Annotated in this window: 16 protein-coding genes; all 16 read right to left on the bottom strand. The window is 37.6% G+C overall.

Translation table 11 applies throughout. The features are described from left to right. Positions 1 to 4: 4 nt before the first annotated feature. Positions 5 to 1,057: a MobB family relaxase gene (mobB, locus tag G6N06_RS10895; RefSeq protein WP_163516770.1), complete on the bottom strand. Its 1,053-nt coding sequence runs from the start codon at positions 1,055 to 1,057 to the stop codon at positions 5 to 7. A 32-nt stretch (positions 1,058 to 1,089) separates the two neighbouring features. Next, on the bottom strand, positions 1,090 to 1,470 hold the full coding sequence (locus G6N06_RS10890) for a BfmA/BtgA family mobilization protein (protein WP_163516767.1): 381 nt from the start codon (positions 1,468 to 1,470) through the stop codon (positions 1,090 to 1,092). A 507-nt stretch (positions 1,471 to 1,977) separates the two neighbouring features. Then, positions 1,978 to 2,403, bottom strand: a complete 426-nt coding sequence (locus G6N06_RS10885; RefSeq protein ID WP_240338043.1) for a DUF6876 family protein — start codon at positions 2,401 to 2,403, stop codon at positions 1,978 to 1,980. Positions 2,404 to 2,481: 78 nt separating this feature from the next. After that, positions 2,482 to 2,826: a single-stranded DNA-binding protein gene (locus G6N06_RS10880; protein WP_163516814.1), complete on the bottom strand. Its 345-nt coding sequence runs from the start codon at positions 2,824 to 2,826 to the stop codon at positions 2,482 to 2,484. Positions 2,827 to 2,923: 97 nt separating this feature from the next. Next, positions 2,924 to 3,160 carry a hypothetical protein gene (locus G6N06_RS10875; RefSeq protein ID WP_163516562.1) on the bottom strand — a complete coding sequence of 79 codons (237 nt, stop codon included), beginning with the start codon at positions 3,158 to 3,160 and terminating at the stop codon, positions 2,924 to 2,926. Between the two features lie 822 nt (positions 3,161 to 3,982). Continuing rightward, on the bottom strand, positions 3,983 to 5,635 hold the full coding sequence (locus tag G6N06_RS10870) for an N-acyl-D-amino-acid deacylase family protein (RefSeq protein WP_163516765.1): 1,653 nt from the start codon (positions 5,633 to 5,635) through the stop codon (positions 3,983 to 3,985). Between the two features lie 370 nt (positions 5,636 to 6,005). After that, positions 6,006 to 7,079, bottom strand: coding sequence for a serine hydrolase domain-containing protein (locus tag G6N06_RS10865; protein ID WP_163516763.1), 1,074 nt, complete (start codon positions 7,077 to 7,079; stop codon positions 6,006 to 6,008). A gap of 98 nt (positions 7,080 to 7,177) precedes the next feature. Beyond that, positions 7,178 to 8,599: a RagB/SusD family nutrient uptake outer membrane protein gene (locus G6N06_RS10860; RefSeq protein ID WP_163516761.1), complete on the bottom strand. Its 1,422-nt coding sequence runs from the start codon at positions 8,597 to 8,599 to the stop codon at positions 7,178 to 7,180. Positions 8,600 to 8,632: 33 nt separating this feature from the next. Beyond that, on the bottom strand, positions 8,633 to 11,632 hold the full coding sequence (locus G6N06_RS10855) for a SusC/RagA family TonB-linked outer membrane protein (RefSeq protein WP_163516759.1): 3,000 nt from the start codon (positions 11,630 to 11,632) through the stop codon (positions 8,633 to 8,635). A 530-nt stretch (positions 11,633 to 12,162) separates the two neighbouring features. Next, complete coding sequence (locus G6N06_RS10850; RefSeq protein WP_163516758.1) at positions 12,163 to 13,431, bottom strand: dicarboxylate/amino acid:cation symporter; 1,269 nt, start codon at positions 13,429 to 13,431, stop codon at positions 12,163 to 12,165. Between the two features lie 282 nt (positions 13,432 to 13,713). Continuing rightward, positions 13,714 to 15,354, bottom strand: a complete 1,641-nt coding sequence (gene pckA / locus G6N06_RS10845; RefSeq protein WP_163516756.1) for a phosphoenolpyruvate carboxykinase (ATP) — start codon at positions 15,352 to 15,354, stop codon at positions 13,714 to 13,716. Between the two features lie 635 nt (positions 15,355 to 15,989). Beyond that, positions 15,990 to 17,087: an isoaspartyl peptidase/L-asparaginase family protein gene (locus G6N06_RS10840; RefSeq protein WP_163516754.1), complete on the bottom strand. Its 1,098-nt coding sequence runs from the start codon at positions 17,085 to 17,087 to the stop codon at positions 15,990 to 15,992. A 141-nt stretch (positions 17,088 to 17,228) separates the two neighbouring features. Beyond that, positions 17,229 to 18,521, bottom strand: coding sequence for a M20/M25/M40 family metallo-hydrolase (locus tag G6N06_RS10835; RefSeq protein ID WP_163516752.1), 1,293 nt, complete (start codon positions 18,519 to 18,521; stop codon positions 17,229 to 17,231). Positions 18,522 to 18,695: 174 nt separating this feature from the next. Further along, a complete protein-coding gene (locus G6N06_RS10830) occupies positions 18,696 to 19,709 on the bottom strand; it encodes a DmpA family aminopeptidase (RefSeq protein ID WP_240338042.1) in 1,014 nt (337 codons plus the stop codon). Position 19,710: 1 nt separating this feature from the next. Continuing rightward, positions 19,711 to 20,466 (bottom strand): aspartate/glutamate racemase family protein, encoded by a 756-nt coding sequence (locus G6N06_RS10825; protein ID WP_163516750.1) that lies wholly within the window; start codon positions 20,464 to 20,466, stop codon positions 19,711 to 19,713. A gap of 91 nt (positions 20,467 to 20,557) precedes the next feature. Next, positions 20,558 to 22,150, bottom strand: coding sequence for an N-acyl-D-amino-acid deacylase family protein (locus G6N06_RS10820; RefSeq protein WP_163516749.1), 1,593 nt, complete (start codon positions 22,148 to 22,150; stop codon positions 20,558 to 20,560). Positions 22,151 to 22,156 lie beyond the last annotated feature (6 nt).

The raw sequence follows: 22,156 nt of genomic DNA, 5'->3' as shown, positions 1-22,156 counted from the left end.
CAAGTTATATTCCGATCGAACTTGATTTGATGGCCACTTCGGCGCCACGTCTTAACCTATTGAATAGCTTCAGGGCCAATTGGGTCTGGGTAATTGGAAGATTTGGCATCATGGGAACACCCGAATCCCCCATCATCCTGAATGCCAAGGCCCTTTCATTGGTAGGCAATTTCATAAGCGCTGCAAAATAGAGTTTTGGATTCTTGATGAAATCCTTTCGGGCCCTATAGGTCTCCGCAAAGTTTCTTTTATAACCGAATGTCCGATCGAACGTTTTCTCGGCATGTCCAAAGAATTTATCACGGTCAAAGCCACGCTTGACTGTCTTGCCGTGCATTTCAACCTCCGAAGCTTTGTGTTTGCTCCCGGGGGAAAGGCTGAAGCTATTTGACGCGTCTTTCCGGCTGACGATGATATGGATATGGCTTTGGTTTCCCGCTTTCGGCATCCCTTGCACGATTCGTTTACCATCCTGCTGATGCGGCGCCTCCTTTTCCAGTTTTTCAATTTCCAATCTCTTCTTTTCGACATCCCCTTCTGCCCTACCTTCACGTATATTTCGAATTTCCGTTTTTAACTGAAGGATCTTTGAGGCAAAAGGTTGGTTTTCCTTGATCTGTATATCTGTGCCTTTAAAGGTTCTTTGGTGTTCGATCTTTGCAAAGTATTTTATGTCATTGATGGTTATGGAGCGATCATTGATTTCCCGGTTAAAAGAGGCCACATAATCCTTCATCAGTTCACGGGTATATGTTTTTAGGTCACCGCTACAATTTTGCAATTGGCTCAGTTCATATTTGGAAGGACTTACCGTAATGGAATAAAATTTCGGTTCGTTCCTTTTTAATTTTGCCGTATTCCCATCAATCGCCTTAACGACTTCCTCCGCAGAAATTCCATCGTCATATTGATTGAAAAAATATTCGACACCTTTTGCTTGTTTGGTCTGGCCCGCTTCTTCCACACCCTGGTTTTCCTTCTCCAGATATTCTACAAAATCGGCAGCGCTTTGGGAGTAATTGCCTCCAAGCTTTTGGGGAGTGATTGTGATATACATGGTTCAACAGATTAAACTTTACTATTTTCATTTCATTTTTCCATAGGATCCAACTCGTCGCCAGTCGGGTGAACCTGTCTTCTTTCTTCCATAATTTTTTTTTCCAAAATCAGAGCTTTCTTAGGAGCCTCCTCAGTCTGGAAGAGCGATGCCAACATTGCAGCCGTCGGTTTGGTCTGGCTTTTTTCGACGTCCCTTAAAATAGCGATGACAGCATTGATCCGTTTCTTAATGGACGCTTCGATGGTCCTTCCCGTAGGGCCCAGTTTCTCTTTTGGAGAAATCTCGTTGTACAAGAAAAAGTCCAACATCGTGGCCATTGCCTCGGTGTGTGAGCTAAAGTGGGTTCTTGAGAATTCCTGAAAACGTTTGGCCGTTTCCTTTTTAAATCTAATTCCAATAAATGTGTCCATAAGTCGCCGTTTGTCGCAAATTCTTCCCTAAAAATGGGCGTTTAAAGGCCGTTTGTCGCAAATGACTAAAAGCTAAATACGCACAAAACCTTTAACTCATTGATTGTCAGGGTTTTGATGCCTAAAAGGAATTTTTAACATCGCGCAGCGTGTTACCCTCTTGCTATTCCTTTTCGTCCCGCGCAAGCGGGACAAAATTTCATACAATCTGGCTCATCACCGATAAATCGGGCGCCAATTGCCATTTAGGGAAATGAATTTCCGGTCTGTTATTTTTTGATATTACGGTTACCGGCGAAAGTAAACATAGGATAACCGCTTGAAACATCTGCATGTTGATTTGCAGCCCAATAAAGATACATTTTTTTATCGGTTTTTAAAATGGATTGCATAAAAAAGCACCCCTAAATTGGAGGTGCTTAAATAATGGATTTGAAATAAAATAACAATTGAGGTCGGTTTTGCGAATCTACAATTAGATCTCTAATATCTTGGTGATCCAAAACTTTAGTATTCGTTAGGCAACATAAGTGTCCCATGCACAAAGAACAGCCGTAGGTCATCGAGAGGAAAATCGGTTGCCCGGTAGCCCTGTCTTTCCAGAACAATATCGTTGCCATCGCTATACACTATTTCAGCTTCGTAACCTTCTACTTCCTGTTGTTCCTTGGACAATCTTTTAAAATCGATCGTTATAAATTCGCTTTTGGATCTTAGGCTTTTTGCAATTACCGAAGTATCGGTAATCAGCCAAAAGCACGCTGCCATATCGGCAAGATATTTTATGCCGTCCGTAAAATGCGTTCCCAATAACGGAATTTTATACAACATTTCCGTACCGTGAAAGTGTTGCAGTCCTTCTTTGATTTCGTCAATTTGTGTTTTACCCATTGGTTCATATTTGTTTTGGTGTTCGTGAATCTTCGATTTCATAATTTCCTAATTTAATTAATGAATACAATAAAAAAGGGGGCACCCTTCGAGAGAGACACCCTCTTTAACTTTTAATGATTAACTATCATTTTTACTTCCCAACAAAAGAATCTCCTTTGCTTCCACCTCCGTGGCAAAACGTTGACTGCCATCGTCCGTGGTATAGGTTCGAGTTGTGAGTTTACCGGTAACACCAACCATTTTTCCCTTATCGACATATTTTTCTATAAGGTCGGCAGTCTTACCCCAGGCCACGATCGTATGCCAATCTGTAGTTTGTGTTTTCTCACCTTTGTCATCCTTGTAATACTCGTTGGTGGCCAATGAAAATCGGGCTACTTTTTTTCCGCTTTCAAGAATTGCCATGATCGGTTCCTGACCAACATTTCCAATTAACTGTACATGATTTTTTAAAGTGCTCATAATAAAAGAATTATAGACCCGTCTGTTGACAGGTAGGTTAATAAAAATACCGTCTGAACCCTTCAGACCGTTTGTCTTAATATGTTTTTGAAATGATTTACTTATTATATCTTGAGCGTTTTCCTTCCTGCCTGCCGGCAGGCTGGTTGTTTTGTTTTGGTGCCGCTTTTCTTTTGATGTTTTTGTACGATTTCATAAGATTCATTTTAGATTTACTTCCCATAGCGCCCTCGCTGTTACCTTTTTTTGTTGCCAATACATTTTCAACATTTGGAATTGTAGAGGACTTATAAAAAAGTGCGAGGCACGAGCCTGGTTTATGCAGTCCGGTCAAGTTCCAAATGTTGGTATTTTGCCATCAAAAAAAAGAGAGGGACAGTGAGGGTGCGGATGTGAATCTAAAAGAGGTTTGGGAAGTGCCAAAACATGAAAAGCGGCACCAAATGAAAATTGGAAGTCCGATCTGGCGGACGCTATCCACAATTTCGGATGGGGAATGAAGTGTCCCGATCCTGCGCAGCGGACCGGGTTAGCGAAATGGAAAGTAGAAATTGGGGATAGGGTCCAAGATGTTAAGGGAAGCGCATTGCCCGTAATGGAGCTTTTGCGGAATGGAGTGGGAATGGGCTGAGCGATTATGACGTTAGATTACGGTTATGGAGCGGGATTGAAATGGTACAACAAGGCAAAAATTAAAATGGATGTAACCGTTATTTCCTTCGAGTAGAGTTTATTTCCGGGGTTTTTGTTACTATAAATATACAATAAAACCCTTGTAAATACAAGGGTTTTAAGGCTTTCTGAAAGTGCCTTTTAAGATTATCCATAAATTAATAGTTAGACCACAAGGCTTTCATGTGCCTTTATCCTGCCTTTATCCTGCCTTTATCCTGCCACTATCCTAATAGCACGTATGGAGCTATAATTGAAATAAATAAAAAAAGATCCATTCAAGATTTTGATAATATAAGCTAGTTAGAATTTATATTCGCATAATTTTAAAAAATGCCGCATTCAAGGACAGATTATTTAATTCGTTTATTTATTTTTATCACTTGTCCTGATAATTTAAGACATCTAGAGCGTTCTCTTTCTATAGTTTTAATTTTCAGATAGTCATCGACCGTATACATCATAGCCAACAACGATACTAATCTTATTCAACATATCCAGGGCCATGAACAACACGCCCCGGCATTTTTCCAGTATGCTCCCCATTTTTAAGAACTTCTGTACCGTTTACTATGACATGAACCATTCCGCTGGAGTATTGATGTGGGTCAGTAAATGTTGCATTGTCCTGAATCCTATCAAAATCGAAAATAGCAATATCCGCAAAATAGCCTTCTTGTAATTTGCCACGTTTTTTAATCCTCAGATTCGAGGCAGGTAAAGATGTTAATTTACGAACGGCCTCCTCCAAGGAAATCACATTTTCCTCTCTAACATACTTAGCAAAAACTCTTGCGAAGTTTCCGTAAGATCTTGGATGTGTACTACGTTTTATCCGATCACCTTCGGCAGCATACGATCCTCCATCAGATCCAAAGCTTACCCAGGGTAATGCTATTTGTTTTCTTACGTTTTCTTCATTCATTACAAAATATATAACCTGCACTCGACTACCGTCTTGAATAACTAAGTCTATTGCAGTCTCTTCCGGAGAGGACTTTCTCATGTCAGCCACTTCTTGTAGGGTTTTTCCAGACAGATATTTTAAACTGTCATTTTTAAATCCCACTAAAATCATGTTATCGGCAGAACCCGCGCCCTGCATTAAACTTTCCCAATCAAGAGCAGGTTCTCTCATGGCCTTCAATACTTCTTTACGTATTTTGGGATCTTGCAAACGTTTTGACCATTTCTTATAGCCTCCTTCTTGAACCCATGGTGGCATTGCGGCACTCAATCCCGTTGAAGCTGCAACATAGGTGTACATATTAGATGTTATAGATAACCCGGCATTTCGAGCAGAATCCACTTTCTTTATAAAAACCTCAAGCTTAGACCAATTGTCTTTTCCGCTTTGCTTTAAATGATGCACCTCCGCTCTAATACCAGCCTCATTTGCAATACGCATTAATTCATCTGTACTTTGTAAGAAATTTACTCCTTCGCTTCTCATGTGAGAGATATACAGACCGTCATACTCAGCTGCAACTTTACTTATTTCTATGAGCTCTTCAGTGGAAGAATAAAACGCTGGAGCATAGATGAGAGCAGATCCTATTCCTACCGCACCCTCTTCCATAGCTTGTTTAACCATAGCTTTCATAGAGTCTAACTCTTGTCCTGTAGCAGGTCGATCATCGTAGCCAACGGTGTTTTTACGTAGCGTTGTAGCCCCTATGAAAGAAGCGATATTAGTTGATACCCCTTTCTTAGCTAGAGCATCCATCTTCTGTTTTAATGTTGTTAGAGTTACTTGCCCAGTTTCCGGATCTTTATTTATTATGGGGCCCATTGAAGTACCTTCTCCAAAAACCTCAAGCGTCACGCCTTGCTTTATATCACTCATAGATCTGCCATCGGTCTCTAATGAAGAGGCTGCCCAGCTTAGCATATTAATAAATCCAGGAGCAACCACCAAGCCATTGGCATCAATTTCTACTTTCGCACTTTCGTCCTTGAGGTTACCTATAGCAACAATGGTATCTGCGTTTATGGCCACATCACCAACAAAAGAAGCTTCCCCACTCCCATTGACTATCCTACCATTTTTAATAAGAATATCATATTCAGGTTCGTTTTTACAACTGAAAGTCAGAATTGTGCACATAAAGATTAAAATGATATGATTTGCTTTCATACTATTGGTTTTGTGTTAAATATTAGTGTAATTATAATCCTTTTTAATTAAGGTTTGACAGACAGAATGAATTATAATATTTTTGATATTAAACGTCTAACTACTTTAACTATTGGGATGATCTCTTTAATAATATAACAGCGTTGAACTGACAGGCCCAACGCTGTTTTAGACTAACTCAAAAAAATATGGAGTCCTCAAAATAAAAAACCTACTGGATAGTCTAAATCAAGACCAACCGATTTATTAAATCCTACCTTTATTGATGGGCCGTATCCATTTGTGATAAGGTCATCCTTATATTTTTAGAATAGTATTCGATTGGTTAATGAATAATACTAATTTATGACAAAGTGGCTCATATTGAATATTATCGATGAAACGACCAAAACGTTTGATTCTCTAGTAGAAGTTTCGCAACTTTTTCTCTAAAAACTCCCCCGTTGATACTATTTGTAAGAACCACTAGACTTTCTTTCGTTTTAGGATAAGCAATAAATATTGCTAAATATCTTCCTGAATTACTTCCCGTATGAATTATCTGTTTGCCTAATTCGTTTTCTTGTAAAAGCACTCCCAACCCAAAAGATAAATGTTTGTTAGCTTCAATTGCAGTCGGGTTGTTTTTAGCCTTCATTTTGCTCGAGGTAGTAAGCATTAATTTAAGTGTTTTGGTATCCAAGCCCTTACCTTCAAGCAATCCTTTTTGAACGAACTTTGTATAGTCTGAAGCAGTGGTCAATAAAGTATATGCGGCATTTTCTCTAATAAACTTTCTTTTTTCTGATGGCTCTAAACCATCGGTGCCGTCATGACCATAGGCATATAATACATCCTTCTCATCATCGTACAAAAGACTGCTCTCTTTCATATCAAAAGGTATAAAGACCTCGTTTTTTACAATGTCTTCAAAAGACTTTCCGGTTAAGTGTTCCAATACCTGTTGTAGATAAAAAAATCCTTCGCCGGAATATTGATAGTCGGTTCCGGGTTTAAAACCGACTTTTAAAGGTTTGTTTCTTGCCCAATTGGGCAACCCGCTAGTGTGATTTAATACCATCCTAGCTGTTATTTCATTTAGATATGGGTCGTCCTTTAGTCTATCGTAAGTCCAATAATCTGATAAAGGCACGTCAAGTTCGAAAACACCTTGATCGAAGAGTCTTAACATTGCGAAAGCAGCAACAACTTTAGTCATGGACGCCGCTTGAAAAAGTGTTTCGGCAGTAACCATATCTCCCGAATTATATTTTTTTTCGCCTAAATTATAAGACGTAGACTTACCATTTTTAACGTGTACAATTTGGGTTCCAGGAACATTTTCCTCTTGCATTAACGTCCTTATCTTCTCTTCGGTAATTTCTTGCGCCTTTATCTCCAAAGTTGAAGATAACGCAAGAAAAATAATCAGACTTAATATACTATATGTTTTAAACGTTGTCATTTCAGTTATTTTAATCTTTCAAAAAGTTTTAGTAGATAAGAGAAGTCCCTTTCCTTCATAAAAACCTTAGTTACTAAATCTTCTTACCTATAAAGGAATTAATATCCCGGATTTTGAGTAACGTTAGGGTTAACATCTATCTCGGCTTGACCAATGGCCAACACAAACCTATCGCTGGGATAAGATACATCACATACACTTGATGTACAATCTGTTCTATGAACCCCTTTTTTATTACGTGTTAAATCATAAAGCCTATGTCCTTCAAAGGCCAACTCAACTCTTCTTTCCTTCAATATTTCATCTATGAGCTGCGAGCCAGTAGCTGTCACATCTGGAGCACTCGGCAATGCTCTTTGACGAATTTTATTTAAATCTTGTTGCGCCGCCATTTCAGCTCCAGGAATATGTGCATTGGCTTCAGCTCTATTTAGATAAACCTCAGACAATCTTATCACAGGAATATTATTCAATCCAAGTTTGCTATCGTATTTATTTACTCTTTTTGAGGCGTAATCGCCTGCAAGACCGGCGTCAGTGATATAGAGAGAATTTCTGACATCATTGGGAGGAAGCAGATTAAGAACATCTTTACTAGGTAAATAATCGCCATATCCAGTAGCCAGATACATACCCCCTAATGCATCCGTTCCCCTATTGTCAGTCTCATGCATATCAATCTCAAAAATGGTTTCTGAACTATGATCAGTATTGAATATAGCCTGGTAGTTTTCATTAGGTACTAAAGAAAATAGATTGCTATCAATTACTTGATCAGCGGCATCTACTGCATTAACCCAGTCTTCTTTGTAAAGATATACTCTCGACAATAATCCATATACTCCACTTTGAGTAAGAAAAAAAGAATTTTTCTTTTTATCTACCAGCTCTAATGCCGTTTGTAAATCAGATATTATTTGGTCATATACTTCTTTAACACTATTTCGAGCAGGTTTGGTAAAAGGATCAATTGATGTAACGATTGGAATACCCATATGAGATGCATCATTAGTATAAGTATAATGTTGTGCATAGAGACGTACCAAATCAAAGTGTGCTAATGCGCGTACAGCATAAGCCTGCCCTTTTATATTATCGAACTCGTCCTGTACAGATGGAGGAAGAGTCGTTTCACTCAAAATAATGCGATTACTCCGATCAATAACCGAATAGATGCGTGACCAGATATTATTTGCTAAATTATTATTATCAGTCGAGGATCCAGCGTAGGCCGCCCAATCAGAAGCTCTATTTGCGCTGGCGTTCTGCTTTACATCATCGCTCATAATGTCCGATACAAGAACAAAATATCGACCATAATAATTTGAACTTGATAAACCATCGTACATACCTACATTGGCAGCTTGAAAATCGCCAATTGATTGTAATGCCATATCTGTATCAATTGATTGATGGGGCTGTAAATCAAGAAAATCATTTGAACACGATGATGCGAAAATGCTAAGCATTACTACCGCAATACTCTTTCTTAAATTATCTAAATTTTTATATTTTATCATGACTGTTATTTTAAACATAATTACTATTTATTTTTAAAAACCAATATTTAAACCAACTGTAACTGTTTTTGCCATTGGAATAAAAGCATCAACCATACCATTAGTACCAGATTCTGGATCTAAACGCAAGTCTTTATTTCTTACCCAGGTTAATAAATTAGACCCCTTAAGATAGATTTTCATCGAAACTATGTTAATTTTTTCTGCAACTGAGTTATTCAAATCATATGAAAAGGTTACATCTCTTAACCTAACATAGGTTGCATCATATAAAGCTCTTGTCGAGTTTTTTGAATTACTTAAGGAGGTATTACCCCAAACCCACTTCGGATTTAATGCTTCTTGCCCAGGTGTAGTCCAGCGATTATCAAAATTCCATTGTGTCGTCGATCTCGGTGTATATCGGCCATCACTATCCATAACAAAAGCTGGATAATCATATAAATACTTGTTCCAAACAAAAGAGAATTGCCCGCTCAATTCAAAGTTTTTATAACGAACAGAAGTATTGAGTCCACCAAAGAAATCTGGTAATGCAGATTTTCCAACATATACTCTTTCCGCCTCGTTATAATCGGATGTTTTTACACTTTTCGTTTCGTCAGTATACCATAACCCTTGTCCCGTTTGAGGATCTACACCTGCCCATTGGGTCAAATAATAATCGTAAAAATTACGGCCTTCTTCCTTTCTGAAAAGATTCTCAGTAATTGGCTCATCGAGTTTGGTTATTTTATTATTAACAAATGACACGTTGGCCCCTAATTGCCAATTGAAGTCTTCAGAATCAATGATTCCAATATTCACATCTAACTCGAAACCAGTGTTCTGCATATCCCCAACATTTTGGAGGTTCGCTGAAAAGCCAGTAGTTCTTGAAAGAGGTCGTTCTAATAATAAGTCTTCGTTTTTTCTAATGAAATAAGTCATATTTGAAGTGATACGATTATTTAAAAACGCTAAACTCAGACCTATATCCATAGAATGTTGATTTTCCCAAGTAAGTAATGAGTTACCTACGTTTGATGGCGCGGAACCAGGCATAGTTGCATAATCATTACCAAAACCATAGAGGCTTAATGAATCATAATTGCCAATACCTGCATTTCCAGTTACCCCGTAAGAAGCTCTAAGTTTTAAATTGTTCAACCAAGTCAGATCAGTCATAAATTTTTCTTGAGTTAAGACCCACGATGCTCCCACTGACCAAAAATTTCCCCACCTGTTATCACTTCCAAATCTAGAGGACCCGTCGCGCCTGTAGCTAAGTGTGGCATAGTATTTTCTATCAAAATTATATGACAATCTTGAAAACATAGAAAGGAAACTATATTCCGACTTGGCACTCGTCGCCAAGGTCGGATTAGCCGCATTAGCTAAAGTTCGTAGATTTGGGTTAGGATATCCTTCTGCCCTAGCTCTTAGACTTCTTCTTTCGGATTTTTGAGCTTCATAACCTAAAAGCACATCGATTTGATGTCTGTCTTGGAACAACTTATTATAATTTAAGGTTTGGGTTCCGATCCAGCTAATATTTTCTATGGTTGCTTCATCAGCTCTACCCCCTACTCTACGACCATCTCCATATCTCCCATTATCGAATTCGAATTCATGAATGTTTAACAAATCAAAACTCCAAGCTGTTTTGAAATTTAAATTTTGAGTTATTTTATAATCAGCAGAAATGTTATCAATTATACGGGTTTGCTTCATCCATCTTTCATCTTCTGTATATTTACCTACAGGGTTTGCTCCGCCCATCATAAACCCAACATGACCATTGTAAAACTGTCCTTCCTCATTATAAATTGGAACTGCGGCGGGTACTAGATAAGCACCATACATTGGACTGTCAAATGAAGTACCTTCTGTTGCTCCGTGAGCAGTTGTTCTACCAACCGAAATATTATTTGTAATTGTTAATTTATCAGTCACTTTTGCAGTTAGATTTAAGCGTGATGATAACCGTTCAAAATCAGATCCAAGCATTATACCTTCTTGATCAAAATAAGAAGCTGAAGCAAAATAAGTGATTTTATCTCCCCCACCGCTAGCATCAATATTGTATTGCTTGGTGACTCCATTTCTCATAATAGCATCTAACCAATTAGTGTCTGCCGGGTCAGGATAATAATTGTCATATAAGTTTTGAGCATATTCAACGGTTTTCCCGTCGTTAACATACCCCTCAATAAATAAGGTGTGATAATCCTTTTCGTTTATGGGTTCATTCAGATTGTTGTATGCAGGACTGGAAAATCCAACCTGCGTACTAAAGTTTATCTTCATTTTTCCAGACCTACCGCTCTTAGTAGTAATTATTATCACACCATTCGCTCCACGAGATCCATAAATTGCAGTTGCCGAGGCATCTTTTAAAACTGAGACACTTTCAATATCATTAGGATTTATTGTGGACATGACATTAGAAGCATGTCCATCGTTTCCAAAATCGGTTTCTGATTGTGAGCCTGTGATCACTGGAATTCCATCAATAACATATAAAGGCGAACTATCCGCATTAAATGAACCAATACCACGTATTCTAATATCCACATTCGATCCTGGTTGACCTCCTGAGGAACTCATCTGAAGACCCGCAACATTTCCTTGGAGGGAATTTTCGAGCGAAGTAGATGTTGCCATTTCAAACTTATCACCGCTCAAAACTTCGACAGAACCAGTTAGTGACTCTTTACTGACAGAACCGTAACCAATTACTACTATTTCATCTAACTCAGAAAGATCTTCTTTCAAAACAACATTAATTTCAGTTTGATTTTTAACAGCAACCTCTTGAGTAACCATTCCTATGTAAGAGAAAACCAAAATATCTCCAACATTAGCAGTTATTGAATAATTGCCATCGAAATCTGAGGTCACACCTGTCGACGAATTTTTAATCATGATTGTGGCTGCCGGTAGAGGACCAATTCCGTCGGCAGCGCTAACGTTACCTTTAATGATCCTTTGTGGAAACACAAAACTGCTCACCAGCATAGTTAAAATACAAAAAATAATTTTTCTTTTCATAATGACTCGGTTAATTTTAGTTTCTATTGAAGTGAATTTATATATTATGTCTGTCAATAAATTATATTGAGCGAATTAATGACAGAGTTTAAAAGATTAAAGTAAGGATAAATATTTTAATAGTTAATATACCAATAGTTTTTTGTTTAGTGTACCAATGCTTATCAAGTATATTTTTTAAAAACCAAATAAAGAGCTTAATTTTTAAAATTAATTATAATAGCATTATGCTAAAATGTAATGTGAATCCACAACTTAAACTATTTTAAGTTATATAAATATTTAATAAATTGAATTTCAAAACACAGCCCAATTTAAAACTCAAAGCAGCTATTTCGAATATTAGTAAATATTATCTAACCCTCGTTAATGCAACTAACCTGTTAAGATATAAACTTATCTTCCTAAGCTTTTAGAAAATAACAAAAGAACATAACAATAGAAATGTAAAGAGTTTTAGAAGGTTAAGGATCTAACTGAGCTATTTTCAATTTTATTTTTACAGCCCGAATCAATAGACATTCTGAATTCTAAGACTTCTTTAGCTTATTCATTAATTTTCCAACGATCATAGCAACGGCAGAATCTCCTGTAACATTTACAACCGTTCTACACATATCCAACGGACGATCAACAGCAAATATCAATGCTAATCCAGCCTCAGGTATACCAGCTTGGTTCAAAACGATAACCAACATCACCATTCCTGCTCCTGGCACCGCTGCACTTCCTATTGATGCCAATGTGGCTGTAGCTATGATACCCAATTGTGCCGCTAAATCAAGGTTCATTCCAAAGGCTTGCGCAATGAAAACTGCCGCTATGGCTTGGTATAGGCTTGTGCCATCCATATTAATTGTAGCTCCAATCGGTAAAACAAAACTACTGACCTCCTCTTCAACCCCTAAATTATCTTCCACACACTCCATGGTAACAGGAAGAGTTGCTGCACTGGAACTAGTAGAAAATGCCAATAATTGTGCAGGTGATATACCTGAAATAAAGAATGAAGGACTGCGTTTAGTAAAAATCCAAACGAATAAAATATACACGCCTATCATTAAGAGGAGGCCAATAACGACACAAAAGCTGTACCAAGCCAGTGCCTTGAATAAATCTAAACTTGGGGACTCCGCAATTAATGCTGCTAAAAGAGCAAAAACCCCATAAGGTGCAGCCAACATGATTAAATCTATAAGCTTTAAGATAACCTCGTTAAAAGAATCAAAAAAATTCTTTACGGGGGCTGCCGTTTTCTCTGGAATTAAGATCAGACCTATGCCGAAGAAAATGGCAAAGAATATGACTTGCAACATATTGCCATTGCTACTTGCCGCATTAAATATATTGCTAGGAACCAAATCTTCCAATGCTTGCAAAGGTCCATCCTCCTTTTGTCTTTTGGCCTGCTGAATCTTGGAGTCGGTATCTGCTTTATAATTCTCCACCATTTCATTACGTGTTTCTTGACTTATAGAAGCACCCGGTTTTACAAAATTTACTATAGTAAGTCCTATAGAAACAGCTATTACAGTTGTTACTATATAAATTCCGATAGTCCTTCCGCCCATTTTGGAAAGTTTAGAAATATCCTTGAGGTCGGAAACTCCCTTAATCAAGGAGGCTAAAATTAAAGGAACAGCGATAAGTTTTAGTACATTAATAAAAATATTACCAAAAGGTTTAATCCAGTCAGAAACTACTTTAGGTCCCCCATCAAATTGTATCATCGCAATGGCAAAAAGCACTCCGCTGACCATTCCTATTAAAATTCGCCAATGTAATTTCATTTTACTCATTCCACATTTTATTTATAATGCTAATTTGTATTACAATTAAAAAATTAAAGTTTATATCTTTTTCAAGATAATTTGCACCCGTAAGAGGACTTTACCTGTGACCATCTTAGCTCACAACTTATTATCTTTATAAGATTAATTGGATATGACGGCATTACAAAGTGCAGCAAAGTAACTTGGATAGCTTTTCTAAAAAAATAATGAATTACCCACTTAATAGGTTCTGACCTTCAAATGGAATCGTTTTACCATTTAAAATTGCCAGAAGGGGCAATAATAGACCTATGATTTTTCGCTAAATTTTGTTTCAATATGAAAACTGAAGGGTCCGCCCTGTCTTATTTCTTCATTGGCATGAGCTTCAAATTTTTCAAAGTTCTCACGAAATGCTTCGGTCAACTTAAATGCCATTTTATAGTAGGCATCATCATCTTTCCATGTTGCCTTAGCACTAAGAACCTCATCAGGCACCCCTGGACATTTTTTGGGCTGGGCCACACCGAATACTGAATGGGTGCTATAATTATCAGAATTAGATGCCCCCAAATCACCATTGATGGCTGCCCGAATCATCGCTCGTGTATATTCTAATTTCATTCTCTCTCCGACACCGTAAGGACCACCAGTCCAACCTGTATTCACAAGCCAAACATTGACATCCGAGTCTTTAATCCTCTTACATAACATCTCTGCATATTTTGTAGGGTGTAGTGGCATAAATGGTGCCCCAAAACAAGCTGAAAACGATGGTACGGGCTCTTCAACACCTGCTTCAGTGCCCGCTACCTTTGCCGTGTACCCAGAAATAAAATGATAGGCTGCTTGACCAGGAGACAGTTTAGAAATGGGAGGAATGACTCCAAACGCATCAGCTGTTAAAAAGAAAACGTTTTTAGGGTTTTTGCCAATGGAAGGTTCCATATGATTGTCTATATGAAAAATGGGATAACTTACGCGCGTATTTTGGGTAATGGATGAATCACTAAAATCAACGTTGTTGTTCTTATCTAATATTACATTTTCCAAAAGCGCTCCTTTTTTAATCGCACCATAAATCTCAGGTTCATTATCTTCACAAAGGTCAATCACCTTAGCATAGCAGCCACCTTCAAAATTAAACACAGTATTTTCAGTGGTCCATCCATGTTCGTCATCACCAATGAGTTTGCGTCGAGCATCTGCTGACAAAGTCGTCTTACCAGTTCCTGAAAGACCAAAAAATATTGCAGTATCCCCAGCTTCTCCTACATTAGCAGAACAATGCATTGGTAAAGTTTTTTTGTAGACGGGAAGAATAAAATTAAGAGCGGAAAAAACGCTCTTTTTTATTTCCCCCGTGTAACCAGTTCCACCGATCAATACGATCTTTTTTGTAAAGTTAAGAATGGCAAAATTATGCTGTCGGGTCCCGTCCAGCTGGGGATCTGCCATAAAACCTGGTGCATTGATGATGGTCCATTCCGGATTAAAATTTACCAGCTCAGCTTCCGTAGGTCGAAGAAACATATTATGCGCAAATAGATTAGACCACGGAAATTCTGTTATCACTCGTAAATTAATCCGATAATCTTGATCTGCACAGACGTAAGAGTCTCGAACGTATAATTCTTTTTCATTGAGATAAGCAATCTCTTTATCATAAAGTCTATCAAACTTAACCGGCTCAAATGGCAGATTTATATCTCCCCACCAAACTTCGTGGCTGGTGATATCATCCTTTACTATATATCTATCTTGAGGTGCTCTTCCCGTAAATTCTCCGGTATTAATAGCTAAAGCACCAGAAACTGCTTCTTTGCCCATACCTTTTTTTAAGGTGATACTGTGTAGTTCGTCTGAAGTTAATTGATAGTGAGTAAGTACATTATCAATTCCATAATTAGTTAATAAAATTTTTTTCAACATCTGCTTTGATAAACTCATTATATATTTATTTTTAGTAACACAAAAAAATTATTTATTCGATAAAACATCTCTCATTATAAGCCATAGACAGGATAGATCCTGATTTGAATGATCAAAAAAGAATGGTATGTTTTGACATAACGCCTGTTAAGAAACATCCATCTATTAGAATTTTGTTTCCAAGAGCATCGCCATAAAGTCCTTGCAATTCAAACATAATTTGAGATGATAACAAGAGAAGTTCATTCATCCACCTGCTGCATTTTTGAAATGAAGAGGTGGGAGGGAATTCAAATCATTGAAGCTCAAGAGAATAGCGATTCCAAGACATGTAAGAAAGGAACGTTTTTCTAAGAATATTTGTCAACCTTCAAGGTTCTCACTATTGTTTCTCTGGGCATATATTTCGGATTCCAATCTCACAATCTTTTATTCACTAGCATCCTTCCTCAATTCAATTACCGATCACAATTGATTTATCCATCCTTGCCACAGAAGGAATAAAAATTAATTTGCGACGATTTACAGTTTCCAACTTCTGTGTCACAGCTAATCTATGTCACTGGGAGTGGCCGAAGAATGTTATATGGACTCATGAGTTAATTTTCGTTCACATTTGCAATCAAATTCCCAATTAAATCGAGGTCATCCTATTAGTTTCCATACATGCCAACATAAAGACCATTCTTCTTGTTCATGGAAGCTCTATACATGCCTTTTGTATTGAATTCCATGGACATATTCCCCTCATTATCTATGGCTATTACACCACCGGACCCTCCCATAGCGGCCAATTTATTTTGAACCACCTCATCGGTCGCCGCCTTTAAACTCAGTCCCTTATACTCCATTAAAGCTGAAATATCATAAGCTACTACGCCTCTGATAAAAAACTCTCCCCAACCAGTGGAGGATACTGCACAGGTTTTATTATTGGCATAGGTTCCAGCCCCAATAATTGGAGAATCTCCAATACGCCCCCATTTTTTATTGTTTCTTCCTCCTGTAGATGTACCGGCAGCCAAGTTTCCATTTTTATCTAAAGCAACACAGCCTACAGTACCAAACTTCTCATCAATGCTTGGAGGAGTATAAGTAGCCGCCTGTGGATTATCACCACCTGAGGCTTTTTCACGTTCCAAAATACGTTCGATCGCTTTCAATCTTCTTTCAGTTTGAAAATAGGATGGCGACACTAGTTCAAAACCTTGCTCAACCGCGAAAGTCTCGGCTCCTTTTCCAGCCAACATGACATGTTCTGATTTTTGCATCACAGCACTTGCTAAGGTAATTGGATTTTTAATGGTTGTAACGGAGGCTATAGCTCCTGAGTTTAATGTTTTACCATCCATAATTGAAGCATCTAACTCGTTCCTTTTATCATTGGTAAAAACAGCTCCCTTTCCAGCGTTGAACAATGGGGAATCCTCCAGTATGTTTATAGTTTTTTCTATCGCTTCTAAGCTACTCCCTCCTTTTTCAAGAATATCGTAACCCGTTTTTATTGCCTCACTTAATTTGGCGGTGTATTCTGCCTCAAGCTCCGGACTCATCTTACCTTTCTCCATACTACCAGATCCGCCGTGCAAAACAATACCGAAGTTTTGAGAGGGTGTGTTCAAATTCGCATCAGATGCACTATTTTGGAGATCATTGGTAGCATTGGGCGAGTTATCTTTACATCCAGTAGCTATAGTCAATATAAGAAATAAGATAAATAATTGTTCAATAATGTTATATTTTATGTTCATTTTAAAGAATATTTAATAGTTTTTACTGTTATCTACTTCTCGGGTTTTTCTCCCATTTTAAAAGTACTTTATCTATTTAATTTGAAAGCTCTCATAAACTTTAGGTTTAAATCAAAGGCTACTTTAAATTTTTCTTCTCCATCAATTGGCGAATTCAGCCTCTGACAACGTAATTAAAAATGCAAGTTTTATGGCTTCAGCTCCATTTTCATTAATAAACCATTCATCTAAAGAATGGGCGCCACCACCTTTACCTCCTCTTCCGATACATATCGCAGGAATATTTAAAGCTATTGGAATACTCGCATTTGTCGACCCAATTGTAAGTCTCGGTTTGGCTCCAAAAAATTCAGTTGCTGCCATCGCCCGTTGAATTAAGGGTGTACTCGGTGAGATTTCTCCTGAAGGTCTATCCCCGATTTTTTTAAATTCTATCGTAACTTTATCTTTGATGTCCGTAGCATTATAATCATTCACTGCTTTATTAATGGATGTTTTAAAAAGCAGTTCTATGCTGTCAAGCCGTTGAGCAGAAACAGAGCGCATATCAACTTCCATCCAGGATTCAAAAGGAATGGAGTTTACAGAAGTACCGCCACCAATAACACCAATGTTAAAACTTGTCCTTGCTCCTTTTTTGGTAAACTCAGAAGCTACTGCACTAAATTCATCAATTGCTTTTCCCAAAGCATGATGTGGGTTTGCCAAACCAAAACTACCCCAAGAGTGTCCTCCTTTACTTGTTAGAATAACTTTATATCTCTTAGAGCCTAATGCAGCATTATTGATTCGACCTAGACTTCCGCCATCTATGGATATCCAAGAGTCTATTTTCAGATCTGATTCGTTAAAAAGATATTTCATTCCTCGCAGATCTCCCAATCCTTCTTCCCCCACAGAACCCACAAAAAGAATATCGTTATTAGTGACAATTTCTGCCTTATTAAAAGCTTTCAATACTGCAATTACCATGGACAAACCTCTCGTATCGTCACCAATTCCAGGCGCTTTTAAGGTGTCACCCACTTTTCTGACATTTACATCCGTACCTTCAGGAAAAACAACATCCAGATGTGCATCTAAGCCTATTAGTTTCTTTCCTGTCTTCCCTTTTCTCAATGCCAATACATTCCCAATCTCATCAATCCAAACTTTATCAGCTCCAGCAGCCTCAATCATCTTTTTAAAAACCAAGGCTCTTTCTGCTTCTTTAAAGGGAGGTGCTATAACTTCAGTAAGCTCAATCATATCCTCTATAGTTTGATCATCAATGGCATCAATTATCTCAAAAGCACGTTTTACTTTTTTCTTATTCGCAATTTTCTTCAATTCTTTGGTATAAATTGGTGCGATATCATTTTTTCTGTCTTGCGCATAGCCTTGTAAATAAACAAACAGGCAAAGCATTGATAAAATAAATTTTGAATTTTTCATTTCTCCTATTTTTGTGGGTTATTGGATCCTTGATTGATATTAAGCTTATTCATCAAGACGTGCTTTATTTTTAGTCAATATTTCTAATGTTTCTTTAATTGGAAGAGCTTCCATTTTCCTCCCTTTTTGACCTACCATATCTTCCGCCATAAACAATGAATTATAAATAGCTTCTTATGTGGCTTCTAATGTTGCTAAAAATAAAGGAGACATAAAATCATTTAGAACTCGAGACGTCTTGTGTGTTATCGATTTAGATTTGCGAAGAACTCTGCTCTCCTTATAAGTGCTAAAAGCAATACTATAATCTCCACTCCCATTGGAGGAAAATGAGCCGACGGTTCCAAAAGTTAAAAAAGAGCGATTCGCCAAGCGTTGCAAATTTCTACTCGAAAGTGGTGCATCCGTCGCAATAATGATCATGCATGACCCATCAACCACATAGGGAACGTCATTTGCCATGTAATAATTATTCAGTTCTTTGCCAACTGGAGCACCGTTAATCCTTAATATTCCACCAAAATTGGTCTGCACCAAAACGCCAACTGTATATCCTCCTTTATTCTTGGGCAGAATACGTGAAGAAGTTCCTATACCACCTTTGAAGCCGAATGCTCTTGTTCCGGTGCCCGCACCAACGTTTCCTTCCAACACTTCTTTATAGGAGGCATTATTTATTGCCTCCAACACATCGGCGATACTTACGTGTTGACCTCTAATATCATTTAACCATCCATCATTTGTTTCTCCTACTACCGGGTTGACAGACCTTATTCCTGAATTTTCTGGAACACTTAATGTATAATCAATAAGGGCATTTGATACTGTAAAGGCACTTAGTGTGTTTGTCAATGCAATTGGGGTTTCAATCTTTCCCAACTCTTCTATTTGAGTGGTTCCTACGGATTTCCCAAAGCCGTTACCAACAAAGATTCCAGCAGGCACTTTTTTCTGAAATATATTTTCTTGATGAGGAAGTATCACTGTTACGCCAGTAAGAATGGAATCCCCAATGTTCAAAGTTTTATGCCCCACAGAAACCCCAACCACATCGGTTATAGCATTATATTTTCCAGGAGTCAAAATCCCGGGTTTAATACCTAGTTCACGAGCCCTGTATCGCTCTTGTGCCACACTTTGGAGAGACAGACCAAAGATTAAAGTCAAAATCAATATTCTTTTTGTCATCTCATTTAAAGGGTTTTAATTTTTCAGGATTGAGGTATTGGATTAATCGTCTTGCCAAAACGTTTGTAGGATTTATAACGGTCAGACCTTTGATATTTTCTGTTGTAATAACTAGCGGTATTTCAGAACAGCCCAAAATAACTGCCTCAGCACCTTTATCTTTAAGATAACTAATGGCAAAATCCAAGTTTTCCTTTACTTTTTGGTGAAAAGGGTTAGTATTCATCTTTATCCCGTAATTAGGGTCATAAATGGCAGGGTGCACAAATTTCTCTTGTATCTCCAAACTTGGTTCAATAGCGATAAATCCATTATTCTCTAATTCTTTGGAATAAATTCCATATTTGTACGTTCCAGTTGTTGAAAGTACTCCTATTTTAGAAAAATGAGAATATTGAACCTTTATAAAGTCAATGGTTTCATAAATCATATTAAGTATTTTAATTTGACTTCTTCCCTTTTTAAGCTCGTTCAAAATCAAAGAGAAAATCTCATCCGAATGAGCAGTATTACAAGGAATCCCTGCAACCACCGCTCCTAAAGCCTCTAGTCTTAGAATAATCTTTGCGATACTATAACCAGGGTTTTTTGTAACTTCTCCCAAAAGAAATTCAGTTCTATCCTCAATACTTGAAGGTAATGACAATAATATGACACTGAGATAATCTTGATCCTTTTCGGCCAAGGTGTTACTATAAATTTTATTTAATAGGTCTATTCCCGCATAAGGCCCTATCCCTCCAACAATTCCAATCATAATATATTTTTTAACCTCAAAAAAGGTGTTCTTATTACAAGTAAGCTTCGTGATTGAATTCTAATTATTTTTTCTTATGAAAAATATTCTTCTACTCTTTACTGTAAGCCGCACCTCGAAGTACTTTCCCTGCTCTATTTGAAGTAAACTCACCTTTATCTATAGTTAAAACCCCATTTACCATGACGTATTCAATTCCTACTGAATATTGGTGCGGATTTAAAAATGTAGATTTATCCATAATTGTTTCAGGATTAAAAACTACTATATCTGCATAATTTCCAACCTTTAATCGTCCTCGTTTCGCTAGGTTTAATCTGTCGGCAGGCATAGAAGTCATTTTTTTGATTGCAGTAGGCAAATCTATAACTTTCAAGTCTCTAACATATCGTCCCAAAACTCTCGGAAAAGTGCCATACCAGCGTGGATGAGGCCAGGCTTCTCCTGGAGCAGTTAGACGTCCGTCAGACCCAATCATTGTTTGCGGATGTTTTAAAATTCGTTTCAAATCTTCTTCATTCATCGCATGAAAAATGGCCGACGCACCTCCGTTAACCTGTGCTGTTAAAACTAACTTTGCGCCATTACTCGGGGTAGGTTCCAAACCTTCTCTTTCAGCCCAAAACTTTAAGGTTTTACCTAATAAGGTTGTGTCCCACTCCACTTTTGCAAATTGCACCCGCTCAATATCTCCACCACCTCGGTCATTCAAAATATTATACTCGATGCCTTTTAATATGCTGTCTTTCAGCTTTTTATTACCGACTCTTTTAAGGAACTCGTTTTGTCCACCCGCACGACACCAAGCTGGAATCAATATAGAGATACTGGTATAGCTGGCGTCATAAGGATATTGGTCCAACATTACATCGATGCCATTTTCTCGAGCAGCATCAACCAACGCTAGTGTTTTAACGCTAGAACCCCACATGGGTTTTCCAACCACTTTATGATGGGTTAATACAATGGGAATATTTGCTTCCTTTCCAATTTTGATAGCCTCTTCCACCCCTTCGATCAAACCCAAGCCCTCCTCCCGTAAATGAGAAGTATAAATTCCACCATATTTACTTGCAGACTTAGACAAAGCAATTACCTCATCTACATTCGAAAATGCTCCAGGCAAGTATTTTAATCCAGTTGAAATTCCAAATGCGCCATCTTTCATAGCCTCTTCCACCATAGCTTTCATTTTGCCGAGCTCCTGTTGGGTAGGTGCACGATTGTCCATTCCCATAACATTTTTTCTAACAGTGTTATGTCCTACCAAATAAGCGACGTTAATTCCCAAATCTTCCTTCGAAATTGAATCTAAATATTTATCAAACGGCCAAAACCCACCACCATCAGGACCCCCAAGTGCTGTAGTTATTCCTTGGGTTATATTACTTTTTGCATCTGGATGTTTAAAAATTGGATCTAAATGGGCATGCATATCTATAAAACCAGGAGTAATCACAAGATCTTTAGCATCAATTATTTTATGAGAATTGCTTCCATTTATTTGGCCTATGTAAGCGATAGTATCTGCATTAATTCCTATGTCAGCTTGAATCGAAGGTGATCCGTCACCAATATTAACTAACCCTCCTTTGATAACAAGATCAAAACTTTGTCTTTTCCCCGAATTACATGAAATGAAACCTACTCCTATAAAAGTGATAATCAAATATTTTATTTTCATTCTTAT

Origin of the sequence: Gelidibacter japonicus (genome assembly GCF_010725055.1) — a bacterium.
In the GTDB taxonomy this organism is placed as follows: Bacteria; Bacteroidota; Bacteroidia; order Flavobacteriales; family Flavobacteriaceae; genus Gelidibacter; species Gelidibacter japonicus.
Note: the sequence above shows the minus strand (reverse complement) of the source record. Positions and strands in the feature narration are given on the sequence as shown.

What these genes read in the sequence shown, in the direction of transcription:
- mobB (WP_163516770.1), bottom strand. Translation starts at nt 1,057, where the DNA reads ATGTATATCACAATCACTCCCCAAAAGCTTGGAGGCAATTACTCCCAA.
- G6N06_RS10890 (WP_163516767.1), bottom strand. Translation starts at nt 1,470, where the DNA reads ATGGACACATTTATTGGAATTAGATTTAAAAAGGAAACGGCCAAACGT.
- G6N06_RS10885 (WP_240338043.1), bottom strand. Translation starts at nt 2,403, where the DNA reads ATGAAATCGAAGATTCACGAACACCAAAACAAATATGAACCAATGGGT.
- G6N06_RS10880 (WP_163516814.1), bottom strand. Translation starts at nt 2,826, where the DNA reads ATGAGCACTTTAAAAAATCATGTACAGTTAATTGGAAATGTTGGTCAG.
- G6N06_RS10870 (WP_163516765.1), bottom strand. Translation starts at nt 5,635, where the DNA reads ATGAAAGCAAATCATATCATTTTAATCTTTATGTGCACAATTCTGACT.
- G6N06_RS10865 (WP_163516763.1), bottom strand. Translation starts at nt 7,079, where the DNA reads ATGACAACGTTTAAAACATATAGTATATTAAGTCTGATTATTTTTCTT.
- G6N06_RS10860 (WP_163516761.1), bottom strand. Translation starts at nt 8,599, where the DNA reads ATGATAAAATATAAAAATTTAGATAATTTAAGAAAGAGTATTGCGGTA.
- G6N06_RS10855 (WP_163516759.1), bottom strand. Translation starts at nt 11,632, where the DNA reads ATGAAAAGAAAAATTATTTTTTGTATTTTAACTATGCTGGTGAGCAGT.
- G6N06_RS10850 (WP_163516758.1), bottom strand. Translation starts at nt 13,431, where the DNA reads ATGAGTAAAATGAAATTACATTGGCGAATTTTAATAGGAATGGTCAGC.
- pckA (WP_163516756.1), bottom strand. Translation starts at nt 15,354, where the DNA reads ATGAGTTTATCAAAGCAGATGTTGAAAAAAATTTTATTAACTAATTAT.
- G6N06_RS10840 (WP_163516754.1), bottom strand. Translation starts at nt 17,087, where the DNA reads ATGAACATAAAATATAACATTATTGAACAATTATTTATCTTATTTCTT.
- G6N06_RS10835 (WP_163516752.1), bottom strand. Translation starts at nt 18,521, where the DNA reads ATGAAAAATTCAAAATTTATTTTATCAATGCTTTGCCTGTTTGTTTAT.
- G6N06_RS10830 (WP_240338042.1), bottom strand. Translation starts at nt 19,709, where the DNA reads ATGACAAAAAGAATATTGATTTTGACTTTAATCTTTGGTCTGTCTCTC.
- G6N06_RS10825 (WP_163516750.1), bottom strand. Translation starts at nt 20,466, where the DNA reads ATGATTGGAATTGTTGGAGGGATAGGGCCTTATGCGGGAATAGACCTA.
- G6N06_RS10820 (WP_163516749.1), bottom strand. Translation starts at nt 22,150, where the DNA reads ATGAAAATAAAATATTTGATTATCACTTTTATAGGAGTAGGTTTCATT.